We start from the raw sequence: 18,161 nt of genomic DNA, 5'->3' as shown, positions 1-18,161 counted from the left end.
GGCTCAGGTGGGCCGGGTGCGCGGGGGGACCCTGGGGATGATCTCGCTGGGGACCTTGGGGACGTGCCCGACGAACTCCACCGGCTCCTCCACCAGCGGGGCATCACGGCGCAGCGGGTGCCCCTCCCAGTCGTCGGGGAGGAGGATGCGCCGCAGGTCGGGGTGCCCCTCGAAGACGATACCGAAGAGGTCGTAGACCTCGCGCTCCAGCCAGTTGGCGGCCGGCCACAGGCCGACGGCGCTCGGCACCCGCGGATCGCTCCCCGGCAGCCGCGTCTTCACCCGCAACCGGACGGCCGGGGCGGACGGGGCGCCGGGGCGCGGGTCGACGGCGGTGAGGAGGTAGACGACCTCGAAGCGCGGCTCCCGGGGGCAGCAGTCGACGGCGGTCAGGTCGGTGAGCATGGGGAAGCGCGGCCGGGCGCCGTCGCGCAGGTAGCGCAGCACGTCCAGCACGCGCTCCCGGGCCACGAGCAGCGTGGTCTCGCCGCGGAACTCCACGACCTCCTGCACCGCCCCGGAGAGCCAGGCTCCGCCCACGGCGTCGGCGATGCGGGCCAGCGCCGGCGGGAGCTCGTCAGGCTGCGCGTCGGGCCGCTCGTCGAGGCGCTCCTCGGGCCGGCGGTCGCTCACCGCGTCCCCCCCGTGCGCTCGATCTTCTCCTGGAGCTTGAGCAACCCGAAGAGCAGCGCCTCCGGGCGCGGCGGGCAGCCGGCCACGTAGACGTCCACCGGGACGACCTTGTCCACGCCCTGCACCAGGGCGTAGTTGTTGAAGACCCCGCCGCAGGAGGCGCAGTCCCCCATGGCGATGACCCACTTCGGCTCCAGCATCTGGTCGTAGATGTGGCGCAGCACCGGGGCCATCTTCTGGGAGACGCGGCCGGCTACGATCATCAGGTCGGACTGCCGGGGGGAGGCGCGGAAGAGCTCGCTGCCGAAGCGGGCGATGTCGAAGCGCGCCGCCGCCGTGGCCATCATCTCGATGGCGCAGCAGGCCAGCCCGAACTGCACCGGCCAGACGGAGGACTTGCGGGCCCAGGCCAGCAGGCGCGCGGCGCGGGTGGTGAGGACCTGCCGCTGCAGCAGCTGCGCCTCCTCCTCGGTGACGCCGGTGACGGTGGGCCGCGCGACCGGGATCCCTACTCCCACTCCAGCCCTCCCCGCCCCCATTCGTAGAGGAAGCCCACCGCCAGCAGGAGGAGGAAGACCGCCATCCCCCACAGCGCCGGCGCGCCCAGCGTGCGGAACGTCACCGCCCACGGGTAGAGGAAGAGGATCTCCAGGTCGAAGAGCAGGAAGAGCATGGCGATGAGGTAGTAGCGGATGGGCACCGGCTCGCGGGCGGTGCCGATGGGCCACACCCCGGACTCGTAGGGCTCGAGCTTGGCGGCGAGCGGCCGCCGCCGGCCGAGCAGCGCGTGCAGGCCCAGCAGCGCCGCCGTCAACAGCGCGACCAGCCCCACGTGTACGACGATCGGGAGGTAGCTCGCCACCGGCGCCGTCATCGTGTTGGCCGCGGTCCTCTCGTGCGCCCCTGTAGGCAGAACACCTGCACCCAGTGAACGCCGCCCGGGCCGCTGGCCGGGCGGCGCGTCTGCGCTCCCGCCACGCCGTCCCCACGCGCGTGCGGAACGGCGGTAGGCGAGCACACACGCATGATTACAGAGGGGGTAGGGGGTGTCAAGGCGAGGCGCGCACGGCGCGCGGCGCGCCGCGCGTGGCGGGCCTACGCCACGAAGGCGGCGCGGACGGTGGCCAGGACGACGGGCATGACCTCCAGGACCCGATCCACCTCCGCCTCGGTGGTCCACCGGCCCAGCGAGAAGCGCAGCGTCCCCGCCGCCTCCTCCGGGGGGAGGCCGATGGCCCTGAGCACGTGGGAAGGCTCCAGGCTCCCCGCCGTGCAGGCGGAGCCGCTGCTGGCGGCGATCCCCTGCAGGTCGAGGGCCAGCAGCAGGGACTCGCTGTCCGCCCCGCGGAAGGAGACGTTCACGTTCCCCGGCAGCCGCTCGGTGGGGTGGCCGTTCAGGCGGGCCCCGTCCAGGGCGAGCAGCCCGGCGACGAGGCGGTCCCGCAGCCGGCGCAGGCGCGCCACCTCCGCCTCCCGTTCCGCCAGGGCGATCCGCACCGCCTCGCCGAAGCCCACAATGGCGGGGACGTTCAGCGTGCCGGCGCGCCGGTTGCGCTCCTGGCTGCCGCCGTGGAGGAAGCGCTCCAGCGGGGTACCGCGGCGGATGTACAGCGCCCCGACGCCCTTGGGCCCGTAGCGCTTGTGCGCGGAGAGGGCCAGCAGGTCCACCCCGAGGGCATCCACGTCGGTCGGCAGCAGGCCGAAGGTCTGGGCGGCGTCGCAGTGGAAGCAGACGCCGCGCTCCCGGGTGAGCCGGCCGATCTCCGCCACCGGCTGGATCGTCCCGATCTCGTTGTTGGCGTGCATCACCGAGACCAGGATGGTGTCGGGCCGCAGCGCCCGCCGCACCGCGTCGGGGTCGACCCGCCCCGCCCCGTCCACCGGCAGGACGGTCACCTCGAACCCGCGCGCCGCCAGCACGTGCGCCGGCTCCAGGACGGCGTGGTGCTCCACGGCGCTCACCACCACGTGGCGGCCGCGCTCCCGCCGCGCCTCGGCCGCCCCGAAGAGGGCGAAGTTGTCCGCCTCGGTGGCGCCGCTGGTGAAGACGACCTCGTCGGGGGCGGCCCCCAGTGCGGCGGCGATCTGCGCGCGGGCGCGCTCCACCGCCTCCCGCGCCTCCTGCCCGAAGCTGTGGACGCTGGAGGCGTTGCCGAAGCGCTCGGTCAGGTAGGGCGCCATGGCCGCGGCCACGCGCGGGTCGACCGGCGTGGTGGCGGCGTAGTCGAGGTAGATGGGCGTCACGGCGTGCGCACGATGACCGGCAGGGCCAGCACACCCACCCGCCGCAGGCGGGGCTGGGAGAGCGGCAGGAGCAGGCCCAGCGGCCGCGGGCGGCGCCGTACCTGGCGCCGGACGTCGACCAGGGGCAGGCCCCGCCGCACCAGGGGCTTTGCCCGCCGCAGCGTCTCGATGTCCTCCCAGGAGAAGAGCCGCCACCCGCGCCGGTCCCGGGCCGGCGTCACGATCCCGGCACGCTCCCACCGGCGCAGGGCGGACGGGGAGACGCCCACGAGACTGCTGGTCACGCTGATGGGGAACAGGGGTCGACGCAGGTCACGCATGGGACTCACCCTCGATTCTAGGGCCCGCCCCCGCCGCTGGCCATCCGCCGCACGGGAGGGGCGAGGTTGCCGGGGTCCCGGCCCCGGGACGCTGGCGGAGCCGCTCGATGGGCGAACGCGTGTTTGCCTCCCGTGGTTGGGCGTCCGCCAGCCGGGCGCTCATCGGCCGGGCGCCCACCTGCCGGGCGCTCATCGGTAGTGCGCTCATCGACCGGTCGGCGCGTCCAGCAGATCGACCAGCGCCTTGATGATCCGGGCCGTGGCCCCCCACACCGTGTGGGCGCCGCTGTCGTAGAAGTAGAGGTCCACCCGGATCCCGTCTTGCTCCCGATGCTCCACCCGCAACCTGGCCGGGTCGAGGAAGTCCGCCAGAGGCGCCAGGACCAACTCGTCGATCTCATCGGCATTGAGGCGCAGCGGGTATGGATGGGGGACGATCCCCACGAAGGGCGTGACCAGGAAGCGGGAGACGCTCACCTCGACCTCCCCGAGCGTCCCCAGGACCTGTACCTGCGAGGGGGGAATGCCCACCTCCTCGTACGTCTCCCGCAGGGCGGTCTCGAGCAGGGTCTCCCCCGGCTCGGCCGCGCCTCCCGGAAAGCTGATCTGCCCCTTGTGGTGCTCCACTCGGTCAGTGCGCCGGGTGAGCAGGAGGAAGGTTTCGTCGCCCACCTGGTAGAGCGGCACCAGCACCGCGGCCCGCCGCCAGCCGGGCGGCGGGGGGTCCTCTGGTGCGGCCACTTCCAGGCGGCTCCGCAGGGTCTCCAGGACCGAGGCCATCTCCAGGCCACTAAGTAACGCCCCCGGGCGGGCCTGTCCAGGGCCGGGCGCCCCCGAACGCCTTCCAGGAAGTCCGGGTGAGGTCTATCTCAAGATCTTGGGGAACGAGGAGGAATTTGCCCCAACATGTAGAAGGTGAGACCGAACCTCAGGGGAGGTCACCGCCAGAGCCGAACCCGACGATCCACCTCACTCGCCCTAACGGACACCGCGTCACAACCTTCCACCATCCCCTGACCTCTCCCCTGAGGCTCGTTGCTCCGCCGGCCTCCCCGGGGCGCCCGGGGGGGTCGGCGAGTATTCGAGGAGGCCTTCCGCCCGGGCCTGGCCGGGTGGAGAAAGAGAATTGCCTGCCATGATCTACCGGCCCTACGCGGAGCGCACCCCCGACACCCAGTACCGGGACCTGCTCACCAGGATCCTCGACGAAGGGGAGGAGGTGCCCACGGCCCATGGGGCCCCCGCCCGCAGGGTGATCGGGCACCTGCTCCGCTTCCCCCTGGAGAACGGCTTCCCGGTGATCACCGAGCGGGACCTGGTCAGCGCGCCGCCGGGGAACGGACGGCCCTCGCCCTTCTACCAGGCCCTGGGCGAGCTCTGCGCCTTTCTCAACGGCGCGCAGACCCGGGAGGAGCTGGAGCGGTTCGGGTGTTACTGGTGGGCGAGCTGGGTGACCCCGGAGCGGTGCGAGGCGCTGGGGTTGCCTCCGGGCGACCTGGGCCCCGCCTCGTACGGCGCCGCCTTCCGCCGCTTCCCCACCGCCGAAGGGGAGCCGTTCGACCAGCTCGCCCACCTGGTGGCGCAGATCCGCGCCCATCCGGAGCTCCGCCACCACGAGGTCTCGCCCTGGATCCCTCAGTACCTCACCCGGGCCTTCGGCCGCCGGCCGCGCGCGGTCGTCCCTCCCTGCCACGGGTGGTTCCACGTCCACCTCAACCCCACCACCCGCGAGCTCACCCTCAGCCACCGCCAGCGCAGCGCCGACGCCCCGGTGGGCTTGGTCTTCAACCTGATCCACTACGCCGCGCTCACCCTCATGCTGGCCCAGGTGACGGGGTTCCGCCCCCGGGCCCTCGTCTACTACCTCGACGACGTGCACATCTACGCCACCCAGCTCGCCCACGTGGAGCGTCTCCTGGCCGCGCCGCCGGGCCGCTTCCCCACCGTGGAGCTCGACCCGACCGTGGAGGACCTCTTTGCCTTCCGGCCGCACCACTTCACCGTGCGCGACTACGTCCCGGCGCTGCCGCGCATGCGCATCCCCACGCCGCTGTGAGGGGCGGTCTGCCCGGACCGGCTCCCCGATGAACGCGGGGGCCGGGACGCCGGGCTCGACAGGATCATGCGCATCGCCATCGTCGCGGCCGTCGCCGACAACGGGGTGATCGGGCGAGGTGGCGACCTCCCCTGGCGCCTGCGCACCGACCTGCGCCGCCTGCGGGCGCTGACGGTGGGCCACACGGTCATCCTGGGGCGCAAGACCCACGAAGCCATCCTGCGCCGCCTGGGCCGTCCGCTCCCCGAGCGGCGCACCATCGTCCTGACCCGCCGCGCCGACTATCCGGCCGAGGGCGTGGAAGTGGTCCACTCCTGGGAGGAGGCACTGGCCCGGGCCGCGGGGGCGGGTGAGGTCTTCGTCTTCGGGGGGGCGGAAGTCTACGCCGTGGCCCTGCCCCACGCGCACCGCCTCTACCTGACCCGGGTCCACGCCGCTCCGGCGGGGGACGCCACCTTCCCGGCCTGGGATCCCGGAGCGTGGCGGGTGGTCTGGGCCGAGCACCACCCCCGCGACGCCGAGAACGAGCACGACGCCACTTACCTGGTGCTGGAACGGGCCCTCGGGCCGGCGCCACCGGAGAGTGCCCCGGGAGCGGTGGGAGGCAGCGGCCGTCAGTAGTGCGTCTCCGCGTCCAGGATCCCGCGGCGCCGGGCGCTCCAGAGCCCGGCCTGGTAGACCAGCCCTCCCATGAGCGCGGCCAGCGCCACGGTCAGGCCGAGCAGCGCCAGCACCGCACCATCGTCCAGGGCGGGGAAGGAGCGCGGGTGGCCGGCGGGCAGCAGCGCCCGCCGCATCGCCTCCAGCCACCAGGTGACCGGGACGACCCGGGCCGGACCCTGCAGCCATCCCGGGAGGACGGTCACCGGGAAGATCGCCCCCGAGAGCAGGTAGAGCGCCGCCCCCACCGCCTCGGGCAGCCGCCAGGCCTCGCCCGAGATGAGGAAGACCACTCCCACGAGCAGGAGGCCCATGGCCACGAGGCCGGCCAGGCCCAGGAGGAAGGCGGCGAGCGCGTAGGCGGCGCGCTCGGGCGAGAAGACGAGCGGCAGGTCCAGCGCCACCACTCCGAGGAGCAGGGTGATGAGCATGGGGGCGAGCCCGGTGAGCGTCATGCTCAGCCCGCGCCCGACCAGGAAGGCCCAGAACGGGATGGGCGCGGTGTAGACGTAGCGGATCATCTTGAAGTGCTCGCGCTCCTCCAGCACCGCCCACCCGAGCCCCTGCATGGTCCAGACGACGTAGGGCCACAGCGCCGCGCCCACCAGGAAGAAGTCGAGCAGGGGCCCGCGCCGACCGCCGGCCACGACGGCAAACATGAAGACGAGGATGAGCGCGCCGCCGAGCGGCCTGGCGATGGAGTAGATGAAGAAGAGGAGCGGGTCGGTCCAGTTGGCCTGCACCTGCCAGCCCAGCCAGGCGCCCATGCGCACGGCACGGAGGGCGCTGGCCAGCCTGGAGCGCGGCGGAGCTGCCACGGCTCGCGTCACCGGACGGGTCATCTCGCCGGCCCGCGGATGATCACCAGCGGAAGGAGAGGCGCCCCTCGCGCCGGGCCAGGAGCTCCATCAGCCGCAGCACGCGCAGGGCCAGGGCGGTGAAGAGCACCGCCAGCACGGCGAGTCCGCCCACCTCCCACGCCAGCGGCGCCAGCGCAGGGTGGACGCCGGGGAACATCACCTGGCGCAGGCCGTCCAGCGCCAGGGTGATGGGGATGAGCGACGCCACCATCCCCACCCATGGCCCGAGCGCGCGCACCGGGAAGTAGAACCCGCTCACCAGGTAGACCGGCTCCTGCAGCAGCTGCACGGTGTGCCAGGCCTCCCTCCCCCAGAGGAGGAAGAGGCTGCTGAAGACCATCCCCAGCCCGTAGAGCGCCACCAGGCCTAGGAGGACGATGGCGGCAAAGGCCGGCCAGGAGCTCACCGGCAGCGGCGCCTGGAAGAGGAGCGCCCCGGTGAGCACGACCACCACCGCCCGTACCGAGGTCCCCAGCAGCCCGCCCACCGCCATCCCGAGCAGGATGGGCACGAGCCCGCAGGGCGCGGCCAGGTAGAGCTCCAGGTTGCCCTGGTGCTTCTCCCAGTAGAACTGGGCGGCCATGTTCCACATGACGTTCATCCAGAAGGCCAGCGTGGCCCCGCCCATGATGACGTAGCCGGTGAAGCGCGGCGGCGCGCCGAGGGCCCGGTAGACGAAGACGAAGGCCACCGCGCCAAGCAGGGGCAGGACGATGTCGTAGAAGAGCCAGGAGGGCTCCCGCATCGCCCCCACGACGCGCGGGTAGGCCCGCCCGCGCACCGCGTAGAGGGCGCGGCGCAGGCCGCCGACGCGGGGGACGGAGATCGTCGCGCTCGTCACGGTCGTGGTGACCGGCCCTCCGCTGCCGTGGTAACTGTCCGCCGCTGCCATGGTGACTGTCCGCCGCTGCCATGGTGACTGTCCGCTGCCGGACGTCACGGGCGCCGCTCGCCCGCCGGCGGCGTCACGTCGGCTGGTCCGCCTCCTCCAGCCGGCGGCCCACCAGGGCGATGAAGGCCTCCTCCAGGCTGGGCTCCACCTTCTGCAGCCGCAGGATGCGCCGCCCCCGGCGCGCGAGCGCGGCCACCACCTCGGCGATGGCACCGTCGTCGCGCAGGTGGAGGCGGATCTCGGTATGGCCGTCGAGGGTGGCGGCGTGTACCCGCTCCACCCCGGGGAGGGCTTCCAGGAAGCCCGCGCCGTCGAGGCGCTCCGTGTCCAGGAGGAAGTAGGCGCCCTGCGCCGCCGCGCGCTTGAGCCCCGCCGGCGTGTCGCAGGCGATGATGCGCCCCTGGTGGATGATGGCGATGCGGTCGCACAGCTCCTCCGCCTCGGCCATGTAGTGGGTGGTGAGCAGGATGGTGCGGCCCGCCCGTTCACGAGGCCACTGCTGCACGTAGGCGCGGATCACCCGGGCCACCTCCACGTCCAGGCCCAGCGTCGGTTCGTCGAGGAAGAGGATCCGCGGGTCGGGCAGCAGCCCCCGCACCAGGTTCATCTTCTGCCGCATCCCCGTGCTGAGCTGCTGCACCTTGCGGTCCCGCTCTTCGGTCAGGCCCACCACGGCCAGCAGCTCGTCGATGCGGGCCAGCGCCTGCCGGGTGGGGATGCCATAGAACTGGGCGAACATCCAGAGCTGCTCGCGGACGGTGAGCAGCCCGTACCCCGAGTGCTCTCCGCCCGAGACGACGCTGATGCGCTCGCGCACCTGCGGAGCCTGGCGGACGACGTCGAAGCCGTCGACCAGGGCCCGCCCCGCCGTGGGCAGGAGCAGGGTCACCAGCACTTTGATGAGCGTGGTCTTCCCTGCCCCGTTGGGCCCCAGCAGGCCGAACAGCTCCCCCTCCTGCACCTCCAGGGAGACCCGGTCCAGGGCCACGACCGGGGCCCCGGTGGGGTTGGCCGGGGAGCGGCGGCCGCGAAAGGTGCGGACCAGGTCCTCCGTGACGATGGCGGGCTCAGCCGTGCGCGTGCTCCTCTGTGACGGCTCCGGACGAGGGTGACCGCTCCCGGACGGGCGGACGACGCGAGCGGGCCGGCCGGGCGAGGACCCCCCATGTCGACGGCCTGCTCAGCGAAGGAGCCGCCACGTTGACGGCCTCCCGGCCGGTGCCGGTCCTCGGGTGGGCTAGGTGGGAGCCCTGGAGGACACCTGGGCGGCGATGAGGGCGGCCACCTCTTCCAGGAAGACCCGGTCGGCTTCACTGAACGCCGCCGGGCGGTCGCTGTCGATGTCAATCTCGCCCACCACCCGGCCGTCCCGGAGGATGGGCACGACGATCTCCGATCGCGTGGACGGGAAGCAGGCCAGGTAGCGCAGGTCCTGGCGGACGTCGTCCACGACCTCGGTGCGGCCGGAGGCGGCGGCCGCCCCGCAGATCCCCGTCCCGATGGGGATGCGCGTGTGCTCGGTGGCCTGCGGCCCGCGCCAGGGGCCGAGCACCAGGTCTCGCCCCTGGACCCAGTAGATCCCCACCCAGGAGAAGTGCGGGACGTGCTCGTGCAGGTAGTCGACGACGGCCTGCACGCCGCCGCCCGCCAGGAGCGCCTTCACGCGCTCCAGCGCCGCGCCGTAGTCCACCCGTGCCGTGGCCATCGTGAGACTCACCGGCGCCTGGCTCCGGGCCAGGCGCCGCCCCCGCCGCAGCATAGCACGCTCACTGCCCGCCCGCTACCTGCGGTCCTCCTCCCGGGGGCGGCGGCGCGACAACCGCCGGCGCAGCGCCTGGAACTCCCTCTCCAGCGCGTCGAGCTCCGCCTCGGTCATGTCCTCGAGGTCGACGAGCCGGGTCCGGGCACCGCGCACCGCCCTGATCAGCTCGTCGAGCTTGAGGTGGATCGCTCGGGCGTCGCGGTTCTGGGTGTTCTGGATGAGGAAGACGATGAGGAAGGTGACGATCGTGGTCCCCGTGTTCACGACGAGCTGCCAGGTATCGCTGAAGTGGAACACCGGCCCGGTCGCCGCCCAGCCGACGAGCACGAGCACGGCGGCGATGAAGGCCCAGGGGCTCCCGACCAGCTGCGCCGCGCGCTGGGCGACGCGGTGGAAGAAGTCCTGCATGCCACCACCCCCCCCGCCTACCGGTCGAACCAGAGGGTGTGCGGGCGCAGGTTGCGGGCCAGGCCCAGCTGGGCGGCCATGAGCCGGGTCCACCCGACGAACCCCTCGATGATGGCGAGCGCCTCCTCCTCCACCTCGTCGGGGTCCAATCCGGAGACCTGGAGGCCGGCCACCATCTCCCCGATGGCATGACAGAAGGTGTCCACGTCATCGAGGAGCTCCCGCCCGACACGCCGTCCCACAGGCGTCAGCGCCCGCGGACGCCGCGAGGCCGGGGAGAGCGTCGAGCGCTGCGCCGTCACCCACTCCGCCAGCTCCTCCAGGGCGCCGTAGGCCTCCTCGGGGCTCCGCTCCACGGCCAGCGTGACGAAGACCTGACAGTGACGCCACACCTGGTGGATGATGGTGGCCAGGAAGCGTTTGTCAGCAGGGGTCAGACCCCGAGCCTGCGCCACCGCAGGCGGCCCGACGGCCGGTCAGCCGCCCAGCTCGCGGGCGAACTGCATGCGCAGCGGCTGCGTGCGGCTCGCCTCGCCACTGGCCAGCTGGCGCTTGCCCTGGAGGATCTGGAACTGGATGCGCTCGATCTGTCGGAGGATCTGGAAGATGGCGCCCAGCGCGAGCTCGACCTCGGCCTGCAGGAGCTCCCGGGTCTGGGTGGGGCTGTGGTGGGCTCGGTACGTGGCCGACTCCCACACCATGGCCAGGCCCCGCCCCTGGTCGATCTCCCGCACCGACTTCACCGACCCCTCCCCGAGGATGTTATCCGCCAAGTTGCGGGCGATGCGCTCGGTCTGGGAGACAGCAACCGGCGGAGCTTGGGAGGCGGCGCGACCGGGCAGGATCAGGAACACCCCGGCCGCCAGCGCCGCGCAGACGATGCGGGAGATCATGGCGTCTGCTTCCCCGCGGCCCGGCCCCTCTCCTGCCGGAGGAGCCCGGTGACCGCCCCTCCCCGACCCCCCCGTCTGGTGGAGGCCGAGTCCCCGCCGCCCATCAGCGTGGTGCTCGACCGGCTGCTGACCCACGAGGAGCGCATCACCGTGGGAGAGCTCTTCGACCGGGCGGAGGAACGGGGGTTCGGCCTGTTGATGATCGCCCTTGGCCTGCCGATGCTCATCCCCGTGCTCCCGCCCGGCGCCTCGACGGTCGTGGGCGCGCTCTACGCCCTCCTGGCGATCCAGCTCTTCCTGGGACGGGAGCGCCCCTGGCTCCCGGGGCGGGTGCGGCGCCACGTCCTCTCGGCGCAGACCATGGCGGCGCTGCGGCAGCGGGCCATCCCGCTCGTGCGGCGCATGGAGCGGTTCTCGCGGCGGCGCTACTCCATCCTCAACCACCCGCTCGTGGTGCGCCTGGCCGCGGTGGTCGTCTTCCTGCTGGGGCTGCTGCTGGCCAGCCCCGCCCCCTTCATGAACCTGCTGCCGACGCTCGCCATCATGGCCATCGGCTTTGGCCTGCTCAACGACGACGGGGTCTTCGTGCTCGCCGGCATCGTCGCCGGCGGGGCGGTGATCGGCGCTTTCGCCACGGCGCTGGGGCTATTCGTGGAAGCCGCCCGGCGCCTCTTCCCCTGGTTCTTCGGGCCCTGACGCGGACGCGGGGACGCCCACCTCCGCCCCGGAGGCCTCCGCCGCGGGGACGGCGGCGTGCACCGCCCCGGCCAGCGTCTGCAGGCCGGCCTCCGACTCCGCCACCCGGACGTGCATGATGCGACGCCCGCGCTCGGCCATCGCCCCGATGTCGCCGAGCGCCTGCGCCAGCAGGAGGGTGCCGAAGGTGTAGCCCGCTCCGGGCACCGCGAGGTCCTCCCTCGTCTCGGCCGTCACCACGACGAACGTGCCCGTGTTGGGTCCGCCCTTGAAGTACTGGCCGATGGAGTGGAGGTAGCGCGGGCCGTACCCGCGCACGGTGGCGACGCGCCGCGTGTCGCGCACAGCCCAGCGCATCGCCGCCAGCGCGTCCTCGGCCTGCCGCGTCCGTGGCGCGTACGCCAGGAAGGCGGCGTAGGCGGGTGGCTCCAGGTCCCGGAGGAGGTCGGCGAAGGCCTCCGACAGGCGTGCCCCCGGACCCCTGGCGTCCAGCACCCGGACGCCCGGCGGCGGGGCGTCGGGCAGACGCCCTGCGCGCCGCGCGACCTCCAGCAGGCGGTCCGTCACCGTCTTCGCCAGCTGCACGTCGGGCTCGTCGAAGGGGTTGATCCCCAAAAGCGCCCCGGCGAGCGCCGTGGCCACCTCCCAGCGGAAGAACTCCTGCCCCAGGTCGTAGGGGTCGTCCACGACCAGCTGCACCACCGGATGGCCGGCCCGCACCAGGCGCTCCAGGAGGCCGTCCGTCGCCTCGTCCTGCTCCGCCGCCAGGGTCAGGCGCACGAAGAGGCGGTCGGCGCCGTAGACCTCGGGCGGCCCCAGCCGCTCCCCCTCCACTGGCAGGAGCCCCCGACCCGCCTTGCCCGTGCTCTCGGCCAGGAGCTGCTCCACCCACGCCCCCAGCGGCGCCAGAGCCGGGCTCGCCACCAGCGTGACCTTGTCCCGGCCCGCTTCGGCAGCCGACGCCAGGAAGGCCGCGAGCAGCGCGCCGGGGTTGGCCTGGAGGTCGGGGGAGCGGCAGGCTTCCACCATGGGGCCGGTCCGCCCCAGCAGCCGGGGGACATCCACGCCGCACAGGCGGGCGGGGACGAGCCCGACGTAGGTGAGGGCGGCGTACCGCCCCCCGACGTCCGGGGGGTTGAGGAAGGTGCGCACGAACGGCGGGTCCGCGGCCTGCGCCGCCAGCGGCGTCTCCGGATCGGTGATGGCCACGAAGCGGGCGCGCTCCCCTGCCCGCTCCAGCAGGTAGGCGGCCAGCGCGCGGGTCTCTGCGGTCGTCCCCGACTTGCTGCTCACCACCACCACCGCGCCGTCGAGCCCGCCGGCTTCCGCCTCGCGGATGGCCGCCGGGGCGGTGCTGTCGAGGACGAGGAAGGGCGGGCCCTGACGCGGCAGGACCTGCGCCATCACCTCGGGGGCGAGGCTGCTGCCTCCCATGCCGACGAGCAGGACGCGCGCGGCGCGGGGCGGGGACCAGCCCAGCAGTGCCGGCAGAGCGTCCCGCATCCGCGCGGGGGCGTCCAGCCAGCCCAGGCGCGCGGTGGCGGAGCGCTGCACGGCGGGATCCGTCCCCCACAGGGTCGGGTCGCGCTGCCAGAGCCGCTCGACGGCGCGCAGGTCCTGCAGGCGGTCGAGGGCGGCGCGCAGCGCGCGCTCGGCCGACGTCGAGGGCAGGCGGAAGGTTGCGGTCACGGCGCTTTGCACTTCACAGGGCTGGCTATGACGAGCTTACCCCGCCGGCCAGGGGAGGTGTGCCGGCGGAAGACGTCGCATCGGGGTGCGGGGACCGGGTGGTGCCGGGGGACGGACTCGAACCGCCGACGCCGGGCTCTTCAGGCCCGCGCTCTACCAGCTGAGCTACCCCGGCACGGACACCAAGAATTCTAACACACCCCGCGGGGGCGCGGAGCGGGCAACCGCTGCCTCACGCGGCACGCCAGCGGACGCCCACCGCCAGGCCTCGGCCAGTCCGCCAGGGTGCCGATGTCCAGCCAGCCCCCGAACCCCCAGCAGGCATCACTCCAACGCGTGCTGCGGCCACCCCTGCCTCCGGACACGCCGGTGCTGGAGGGGACGCACAGCGGGAGCGCGAAGGGGTCAGGGGTTATGCCTCCGGCCGAACGGCACCCCGCCGTCCCACAGCCGCAAACCGCCGCAGACCTCACGTACGGCGCGTACCTGGCGGTGGACGAACTCCTGCGTCTCCAACGCCCCCTCTCCGAGGCCCACGACGAGCTCGAGTTCATCGTCGTCCACCAGGTCTTCGAGCTGTGGTTCCGGCTCCTCCTCCACGAACTGGAAACCGTCCGGGACACCCTGGACCGCGACGACGTGAGGGCCGCCCGCGCGCTCCTGCTCCGGTGCAGCGAGATCGTCACCAGCCTCGTCGCCACCCTGCCGCTGCTCGAGACGATGCGGCCGTCGGGCTTTCTGGAATTCCGGGCCCGGCTGGGGGGCGCGAGTGGCCTTCAGAGCCGGCAGTTTCGCGAGATCGAGTTCCTCTCCGGCCTGCGGGATCCGCGCTACCTGCGGCTCTTCGACCGGGACCCGGAGAACCGTGCCGTCCTCGAGCGCCGTCTGCGCGAGCCGACGGTCTGGGACGCGGCCCTGGGGGTCTTCGCCCGTCGGGGGCTGCCCACCCAGCCGGAGGGCCGCCTGGTGGACGCGCTGGCCGCCACGCACGGGCGGCCGGAATGGCGGGACCTCGACGACCTCGTCGACGCCCTGCTGGAGTACGACTCCCGTTTCGCCCTGTGGCGCTACCGCCACCTCCTCATGGTCGAGCGGCTGATCGGCGGGCGGGCAGGCACAGGCGAAGCGGACGTCCGGGCTCTTGAGGCGGAAAAGCCATCGCCTGCTGCGCCGGAGGCGGCTCCCCTCCCGGCAACGCCGGGGGCAGCCTACCCGTCGGGTGCCGCCTACCTGCAGCGCACCCTGCCCAAGCGTTTCTTCCCGCTCCTCTGGCAGTCGCGCACGCGGATCGGTACCTGAGGGCCCAGATCGCCGTCCATGGCCGCCGACCGCCTCTCCTGGCGTAGCGCCGCGGCCGCCCCCTCAGGTGTCCGAGAGATCATGGAACCGGCGCGGACGCTGCCCGACGGGCATCAGGGCATGGTGGGCAGGGTCAGCGCAGGGTGCGGACGACCGTCTCCATCGCGCGGAGGTGGGCGTCCACGGAGGCCAGCCCCGCTCCCAGGGTTGAGACGTTGAGGTGCGTCCCACCCAGCGCCCGCCAGCGCTCCGCAAACGCCAGCCAGGCTTCCGGTCCGTCGGCGTAGCGCACCCGACCCTCCAGCCCAAAGGCCTCACCGGCTCGTCCGGCCTCCCGCAGGTAGGTCCGCAACCGTTCGACCAGCATGGAGAGCTCCGGGCGCGGTGGAGGCGCCGTCCCTGACGTCGGCGGCATCCCCATCCCCACTGCGATCCAGCCGTCGGCCAGTGCCGCCGCCCGGCGCAGCACCCGGTCGTCGTGGCCGCCGAGCCAGATCGGGATCGGCCGCTGCACCGGCAGCGGCCGCAGCCCGGCCTGGACAATTCGGTGCCAGCGCCCCTCCACGGTCACGACCTCCTGCGTCCAGAGGGCGCGCAGGACGGCGATTTGCTCGGCGATCCGTGCGCCGCGGGTGTGGAAGTCGGCGCCGAGTGCCTCGTACTCCACGTGGTTCCACCCCACGGCCACGCCGAGGCGCAGGCGCCCGCCGCTGAGCACGTCGACCTCGGCCGCCTGCTTCGCGACGAGGGCCGTCTGGCGCTGGGGCAGGACCAGGATGCCGGTGCAGAACTCCACCCGGCGCGTCAGGCCGGCCAGGTAGGCGAAGAGGACGAAGGGCTCGTGGAAGGGGTGCTCGTGCGTGTATCCGGTCCAGTGTGGACCCCGCGGGACGGCCCCCAGGACGTGGTCGAACGCCAGCAGGTGGTCGAAGCCCAGGTCCTCGGCCGCCTCCGCAACGGCGCGCACCGCGCCGGGATCGGGACCAATCTCGGTCTGGGGAAAGACGACACCGAGGCGCATCGGCGGCTCCGGGAGCCGGGCGCGGGCGGGTGCAAGGTTGGAGGAACTTCCCGGCCCGATCGTCATGGCCTCAGAGGCGCTGCGGTGGCCATTCCCGGCATGGTCAAGCGATTCGGGAGTTTCTATCTTCCGACGGAAGGGGCCTCTTCGCCCGGGCACGAAGCCCCAACCACCTCAACCACAAGGCGGGTTCCGTGCGTGAGCGCGCCATCCGAAGGTGATCTGCTGGGCGTGGCCGTCGACGTCCCTCCCGGCGAGGCCGAAGGGGCGGGCCCCGCCCCGTCTGCCGGCGAGCGGACCCCGGCTGACGCCGCATCACCCCATCCCGCCGCCACGGCCGGGCCGGCGGCGGAGCCGCTCACCTACGCCTCCTACCTCCGCCTGCGCGACCTCCTGAGCCTCCAGCACCCCCGGACGAGCGCGCACGACGAGCTGCAGTTCATCATCGTGCACCAGGTCTTCGAGCTGTGGTTCCGCCTGCTGGCGTTCGAGCTCGCCGCGGCGCGCGACGCCATCGCGGCAGGGACGGTGCCCCGGGCTCGCCTCCTGCTGCGGCGCGCCTCGGAGGTCGTGAAGATCCTCATCAGCATCTTCCCGGTCCTGGAGACGATGCGGCCGGCCAGCTTCCTGGAGTTCCGCGCCCAGCTGGGCGGGGCCAGCGGCGTGCAGAGCCACCAGTTCCGGGAGATCGAGTTCCTGGCGGGGGCGCGGGACGCCCGCTTCCTGCGCCTCTTCCGGGACGACCCCGAGGCGCAGCGCACCCTGGAGCGCCGTCTGGGCGAACCCAGCCTGTGGGACGCCTTCGTCGAGCTCCTGGCGCGGGCCGGTCACCCGGTGGCGACGCGGAAGGAGATCCTCGAGACGCTGGTGCGCATCCACCAGGACCCGGCGCAGCGCGACCTGGACGACCTGTCGGAGGCCCTGCTGGAGTTCGACTCCCGCTTCGCCCTGTGGCGGACCCGCCACCTGCTCATGGTCGAGCGGATGATCGGCTCGCGCCCGGGGACGGGACGCCAGAGCCTCTACCAGGTGGCCGGGGATCCCGAGATGCCCTCGGGCTCGGTCTACCTGCAGGGGACGCTGGGGAAGCGCTTCTTCCCGCTGATCTGGGAGTCGCGGACCTACGTGGGCAAGTAGCGGGGGCGTTCAGCCAGGAGCGTAGCCTGCCAGGGCCTGCCGGCCACAAGCATTGCCTGCCGACACGGACGGCCGAGACGGAACGCGCCGGGCCCGCGCCGGCGCGGCACCGACTCCAGGACTCCGATGCCGCTTCGCCGAAGGTACGTGCCATGACGCTCAGCGCCCGGGTCCGCGCGCTGCCCGCCTCCGGCATCCGGGCGATGATGGAGCGGGCGCGCCAGCTGCCGGATATCATCCACCTGGAGGTGGGGGAGCCGGACTTCCCCACCCCGCGGCACGTCGTCGAGGCCGCCGTGCGCGCCGCCCGGGAGGGCGCGACGCGCTACACCCCCACGGCCGGGCTCCCCTCGCTGCGGGCGGCGATCGCCGCGCGCTTTGCCGCCGAAGGGCTGCCGGCGTCTCCCGAGGAGGTCATCGTCACACCGGGAGCGGTGTTCGCCCTCGCCGCAGCGCTCCTGGCCGTCGTCGACCCCGGGGATGAGGTCCTGATCCCCAACCCCGGATGGCCAAACTACCGGGCTGTGCTCCACGCCATCGGAGCCACGCCGGTGCCCTACCCTCTGCGGCGGGAGCTGGCGTATGTCCCCGACGTGGAGGACATCGCACCGCAGGTCACACCGCGCACCCGCGCCCTCATCGTGAACAGTCCCGCCAACCCCACGGGAGCGGTGTTCCCCGCAACGGTGGTGCACCGGCTGGTCGACTTCGCTCGCGAGATGGACCTCGTCCTGATCTCGGACGAAGTCTACGAGGCCTTCGTCTACGAGGGGACCCACGTGCGGCCGGCCGTCACAGACCGAGACGGGCGCGTCGTCACGGTCTCCGGTGTCTCGAAGACCTACGCGATGACGGGGTGGCGCCTGGGGTATGCGCTGGCGCGCGGTGGGGTCGCCGAGGCGATGGCCCGGATCGCGGAACCCTTCGTCTCCTGTCCTTCAGCGATCGCGCAGCACGCTGCCGAAGCCGCCCTGACTGGCCCGCAGGAGGAAGTTGCCGAGATGCGGGACGCCTATCGGGCGCGGCGTGACCTCGTGGTGGAGCTGCTGGCCCCAGAGGGCATCCTGCCCGCCATCCCGCGGGGCGCGTTCTACGCCCTGGTGGACGTCTCACGGGTCGGCACGGACGCCGAGGCCGTGGCCATGCGCCTCCTGGAGGAGGTCCGGGTGGCCGCCACCCCGGGGGAGGCGTTCGGCGACCAGGCCAGAGCGACGCTCCGGATCTCCTTTGCCTCGCCGCCCGAGGCGGTGGCAGAAGGTTGCCGGCGGATTGCCCGCTTCGTTCGAGCGGCCGCTCAGGTCACTGGACCATGAGGCGCCCTGTCGCCCACAGGTAGAAGAGCACCGAGACCACCACCAGGATCCAAAATGTCGTCATCGTCGTCTCTCCCTTCTCTGGCCCAAAGCCTCCGGCGATCTGCTCTATAATCGCCCTGCCATCACCGACCGACCACGGTCTAAGGCCCCCGGGTGAGAGGGCAAGAGTCTGATGGGCCTTCCGATAAACGCAAACCCGGAGCGATCCGGGGACGCAAAGCCACGGGACTCCTTCGAGTCAGCCGGGTTGCCGAAGAGGCCTCACCGAGGGCCTC

At 73.0% G+C, this 18,161-nt stretch carries 21 protein-coding genes, 1 tRNA gene and 1 riboswitch; of the genes, 6 read left to right on the top strand and 16 right to left on the bottom strand.

Annotation, left to right across the window (positions count from 1 at the left end; genetic code table 11):
* Positions 1-3: 3 nt before the first annotated feature.
* The 6 genes from RB146_02825 to RB146_02800 form a co-directional block, all read right to left on the bottom strand.
* Positions 4-633, bottom strand: a complete 630-nt coding sequence (locus RB146_02825; protein MDQ7827914.1) for an NADH-quinone oxidoreductase subunit C — start codon at positions 631-633, stop codon at positions 4-6.
* A complete protein-coding gene (locus RB146_02820; protein ID MDQ7827913.1) occupies positions 630-1,088 on the bottom strand; it encodes an NADH-quinone oxidoreductase subunit B family protein in 459 nt (152 codons plus the stop codon). The genes RB146_02825 and RB146_02820 overlap by 4 nt, the downstream gene beginning before the upstream one ends.
* 53 nt (positions 1,089-1,141) lie before the next feature.
* Complete coding sequence (locus RB146_02815; GenBank protein ID MDQ7827912.1) at positions 1,142-1,495, bottom strand: NADH-quinone oxidoreductase subunit A; 354 nt, start codon at positions 1,493-1,495, stop codon at positions 1,142-1,144.
* Positions 1,496-1,728: 233 nt separating this feature from the next.
* Positions 1,729-2,877, bottom strand: coding sequence for a cysteine desulfurase family protein (locus tag RB146_02810; GenBank protein MDQ7827911.1), 1,149 nt, complete (start codon positions 2,875-2,877; stop codon positions 1,729-1,731).
* Positions 2,874-3,197, bottom strand: coding sequence for a MerR family transcriptional regulator (locus tag RB146_02805; protein MDQ7827910.1), 324 nt, complete (start codon positions 3,195-3,197; stop codon positions 2,874-2,876). Before RB146_02805 ends, RB146_02810 begins: the two co-directional genes overlap by 4 nt.
* A 204-nt stretch (positions 3,198-3,401) precedes the next feature.
* Positions 3,402-3,977 carry a CoA pyrophosphatase gene (locus tag RB146_02800; protein ID MDQ7827909.1) on the bottom strand — a complete coding sequence of 192 codons (576 nt, stop codon included), beginning with the start codon at positions 3,975-3,977 and terminating at the stop codon, positions 3,402-3,404.
* A gap of 355 nt (positions 3,978-4,332) precedes the next feature.
* Between RB146_02800 and RB146_02795 the strand changes: the two genes are divergently transcribed.
* Both RB146_02795 and RB146_02790 read left to right on the top strand, forming a co-directional pair.
* Complete coding sequence (locus RB146_02795) at positions 4,333-5,253, top strand: thymidylate synthase (GenBank protein ID MDQ7827908.1); 921 nt, start codon at positions 4,333-4,335, stop codon at positions 5,251-5,253.
* A 66-nt stretch (positions 5,254-5,319) separates the two neighbouring features.
* Complete coding sequence (locus RB146_02790) at positions 5,320-5,874, top strand: dihydrofolate reductase (GenBank protein ID MDQ7827907.1); 555 nt, start codon at positions 5,320-5,322, stop codon at positions 5,872-5,874.
* Here the strand turns inward: RB146_02790 and RB146_02785 are convergent.
* The 7 genes from RB146_02785 to RB146_02755 all read right to left on the bottom strand — a co-directional run bounded on the left by RB146_02785 (position 5,868) and on the right by RB146_02755 (position 10,728).
* Positions 5,868-6,731: an ABC transporter permease gene (locus RB146_02785; protein ID MDQ7827906.1), complete on the bottom strand. Its 864-nt coding sequence runs from the start codon at positions 6,729-6,731 to the stop codon at positions 5,868-5,870. The genes RB146_02790 and RB146_02785 overlap by 7 nt on opposite strands.
* Positions 6,732-6,774: 43 nt before the next feature.
* Positions 6,775-7,665 carry an ABC transporter permease gene (locus RB146_02780; GenBank protein ID MDQ7827905.1) on the bottom strand — a complete coding sequence of 297 codons (891 nt, stop codon included), beginning with the start codon at positions 7,663-7,665 and terminating at the stop codon, positions 6,775-6,777.
* A gap of 73 nt (positions 7,666-7,738) precedes the next feature.
* Positions 7,739-8,653 (bottom strand): ABC transporter ATP-binding protein, encoded by a 915-nt coding sequence (locus tag RB146_02775; GenBank protein MDQ7827904.1) that lies wholly within the window; start codon positions 8,651-8,653, stop codon positions 7,739-7,741.
* A gap of 249 nt (positions 8,654-8,902) precedes the next feature.
* On the bottom strand, positions 8,903-9,370 hold the full coding sequence (locus RB146_02770) for a GAF domain-containing protein (GenBank protein ID MDQ7827903.1): 468 nt from the start codon (positions 9,368-9,370) through the stop codon (positions 8,903-8,905).
* 75 nt (positions 9,371-9,445) lie between these two features.
* On the bottom strand, positions 9,446-9,835 hold the full coding sequence (locus RB146_02765) for a low affinity iron permease family protein (GenBank protein MDQ7827902.1): 390 nt from the start codon (positions 9,833-9,835) through the stop codon (positions 9,446-9,448).
* A 17-nt stretch (positions 9,836-9,852) separates the two neighbouring features.
* A complete protein-coding gene (locus tag RB146_02760) occupies positions 9,853-10,290 on the bottom strand; it encodes a hypothetical protein (GenBank protein MDQ7827901.1) in 438 nt (145 codons plus the stop codon).
* Between the two features lie 21 nt (positions 10,291-10,311).
* Entirely contained in the window at positions 10,312-10,728 is a 417-nt protein-coding gene (locus tag RB146_02755; GenBank protein MDQ7827900.1) for a hypothetical protein, read from the bottom strand.
* 48 nt (positions 10,729-10,776) lie between these two features.
* On the opposite strand from RB146_02755, the gene RB146_02750 reads away from it, so the two are divergent.
* Complete coding sequence (locus RB146_02750) at positions 10,777-11,424, top strand: exopolysaccharide biosynthesis protein (protein MDQ7827899.1); 648 nt, start codon at positions 10,777-10,779, stop codon at positions 11,422-11,424.
* On the opposite strand, the gene RB146_02745 is transcribed toward RB146_02750, so the two are convergent.
* Positions 11,374-13,113 (bottom strand): transaldolase, encoded by a 1,740-nt coding sequence (locus RB146_02745; protein ID MDQ7827898.1) that lies wholly within the window; start codon positions 13,111-13,113, stop codon positions 11,374-11,376. The genes RB146_02750 and RB146_02745 overlap by 51 nt on opposite strands.
* 99 nt (positions 13,114-13,212) lie before the next feature.
* Positions 13,213-13,288 (bottom strand) — tRNA-Phe (locus RB146_02740).
* Positions 13,289-13,527: 239 nt separating this feature from the next.
* Here RB146_02740 and RB146_02735 point away from each other — a divergent pair.
* Positions 13,528-14,412: a tryptophan 2,3-dioxygenase family protein gene (locus tag RB146_02735; protein ID MDQ7827897.1), complete on the top strand. Its 885-nt coding sequence runs from the start codon at positions 13,528-13,530 to the stop codon at positions 14,410-14,412.
* Between the two features lie 133 nt (positions 14,413-14,545).
* On the opposite strand, the gene RB146_02730 is transcribed toward RB146_02735, so the two are convergent.
* Entirely contained in the window at positions 14,546-15,433 is an 888-nt protein-coding gene (locus RB146_02730; GenBank protein MDQ7827896.1) for an LLM class F420-dependent oxidoreductase, read from the bottom strand.
* 198 nt (positions 15,434-15,631) lie between these two features.
* Here RB146_02730 and RB146_02725 point away from each other — a divergent pair, with 198 nt between their 5' ends.
* Both RB146_02725 and RB146_02720 read left to right on the top strand, forming a co-directional pair.
* Positions 15,632-16,570 carry a tryptophan 2,3-dioxygenase family protein gene (locus RB146_02725; protein ID MDQ7827895.1) on the top strand — a complete coding sequence of 313 codons (939 nt, stop codon included), beginning with the start codon at positions 15,632-15,634 and terminating at the stop codon, positions 16,568-16,570.
* A 152-nt stretch (positions 16,571-16,722) separates the two neighbouring features.
* Positions 16,723-17,883, top strand: a complete 1,161-nt coding sequence (locus RB146_02720; protein MDQ7827894.1) for an aminotransferase class I/II-fold pyridoxal phosphate-dependent enzyme — start codon at positions 16,723-16,725, stop codon at positions 17,881-17,883.
* A 182-nt stretch (positions 17,884-18,065) separates the two neighbouring features.
* A riboswitch (cyclic di-GMP riboswitch) is annotated at positions 18,066-18,141 on the top strand.
* Positions 18,142-18,161 lie beyond the last annotated feature (20 nt).

The organism is Armatimonadota bacterium, from assembly GCA_031081585.1.
GTDB lineage: Bacteria > Sysuimicrobiota > Sysuimicrobiia > Sysuimicrobiales > Humicultoraceae > Geohabitans > Geohabitans tengchongensis.
The sequence above is the reverse complement of the archived record's forward strand: the minus strand, read 5'-3'. Positions and strand labels throughout refer to the sequence as shown.

Excerpts from the sequence above, each read along its gene's own strand:
- RB146_02735 (MDQ7827897.1), top strand. The coding sequence starts at position 13,528 with ATGCCTCCGGCCGAACGGCACCCCGCCGTCCCACAGCCGCAAACCGCC.
- RB146_02755 (MDQ7827900.1), bottom strand. The coding sequence starts at position 10,728 with ATGATCTCCCGCATCGTCTGCGCGGCGCTGGCGGCCGGGGTGTTCCTG.
- RB146_02720 (MDQ7827894.1), top strand. The coding sequence starts at position 16,723 with ATGACGCTCAGCGCCCGGGTCCGCGCGCTGCCCGCCTCCGGCATCCGG.
- RB146_02770 (MDQ7827903.1), bottom strand. The coding sequence starts at position 9,370 with ATGGCCACGGCACGGGTGGACTACGGCGCGGCGCTGGAGCGCGTGAAG.
- RB146_02780 (MDQ7827905.1), bottom strand. The coding sequence starts at position 7,665 with ATGGCAGCGGCGGACAGTTACCACGGCAGCGGAGGGCCGGTCACCACG.
- RB146_02795 (MDQ7827908.1), top strand. The coding sequence starts at position 4,333 with ATGATCTACCGGCCCTACGCGGAGCGCACCCCCGACACCCAGTACCGG.
- RB146_02765 (MDQ7827902.1), bottom strand. The coding sequence starts at position 9,835 with ATGCAGGACTTCTTCCACCGCGTCGCCCAGCGCGCGGCGCAGCTGGTC.
- RB146_02790 (MDQ7827907.1), top strand. The coding sequence starts at position 5,320 with ATGCGCATCGCCATCGTCGCGGCCGTCGCCGACAACGGGGTGATCGGG.
- RB146_02800 (MDQ7827909.1), bottom strand. The coding sequence starts at position 3,977 with ATGGCCTCGGTCCTGGAGACCCTGCGGAGCCGCCTGGAAGTGGCCGCA.
- RB146_02805 (MDQ7827910.1), bottom strand. The coding sequence starts at position 3,197 with ATGCGTGACCTGCGTCGACCCCTGTTCCCCATCAGCGTGACCAGCAGT.
- RB146_02730 (MDQ7827896.1), bottom strand. The coding sequence starts at position 15,433 with ATGCGCCTCGGTGTCGTCTTTCCCCAGACCGAGATTGGTCCCGATCCC.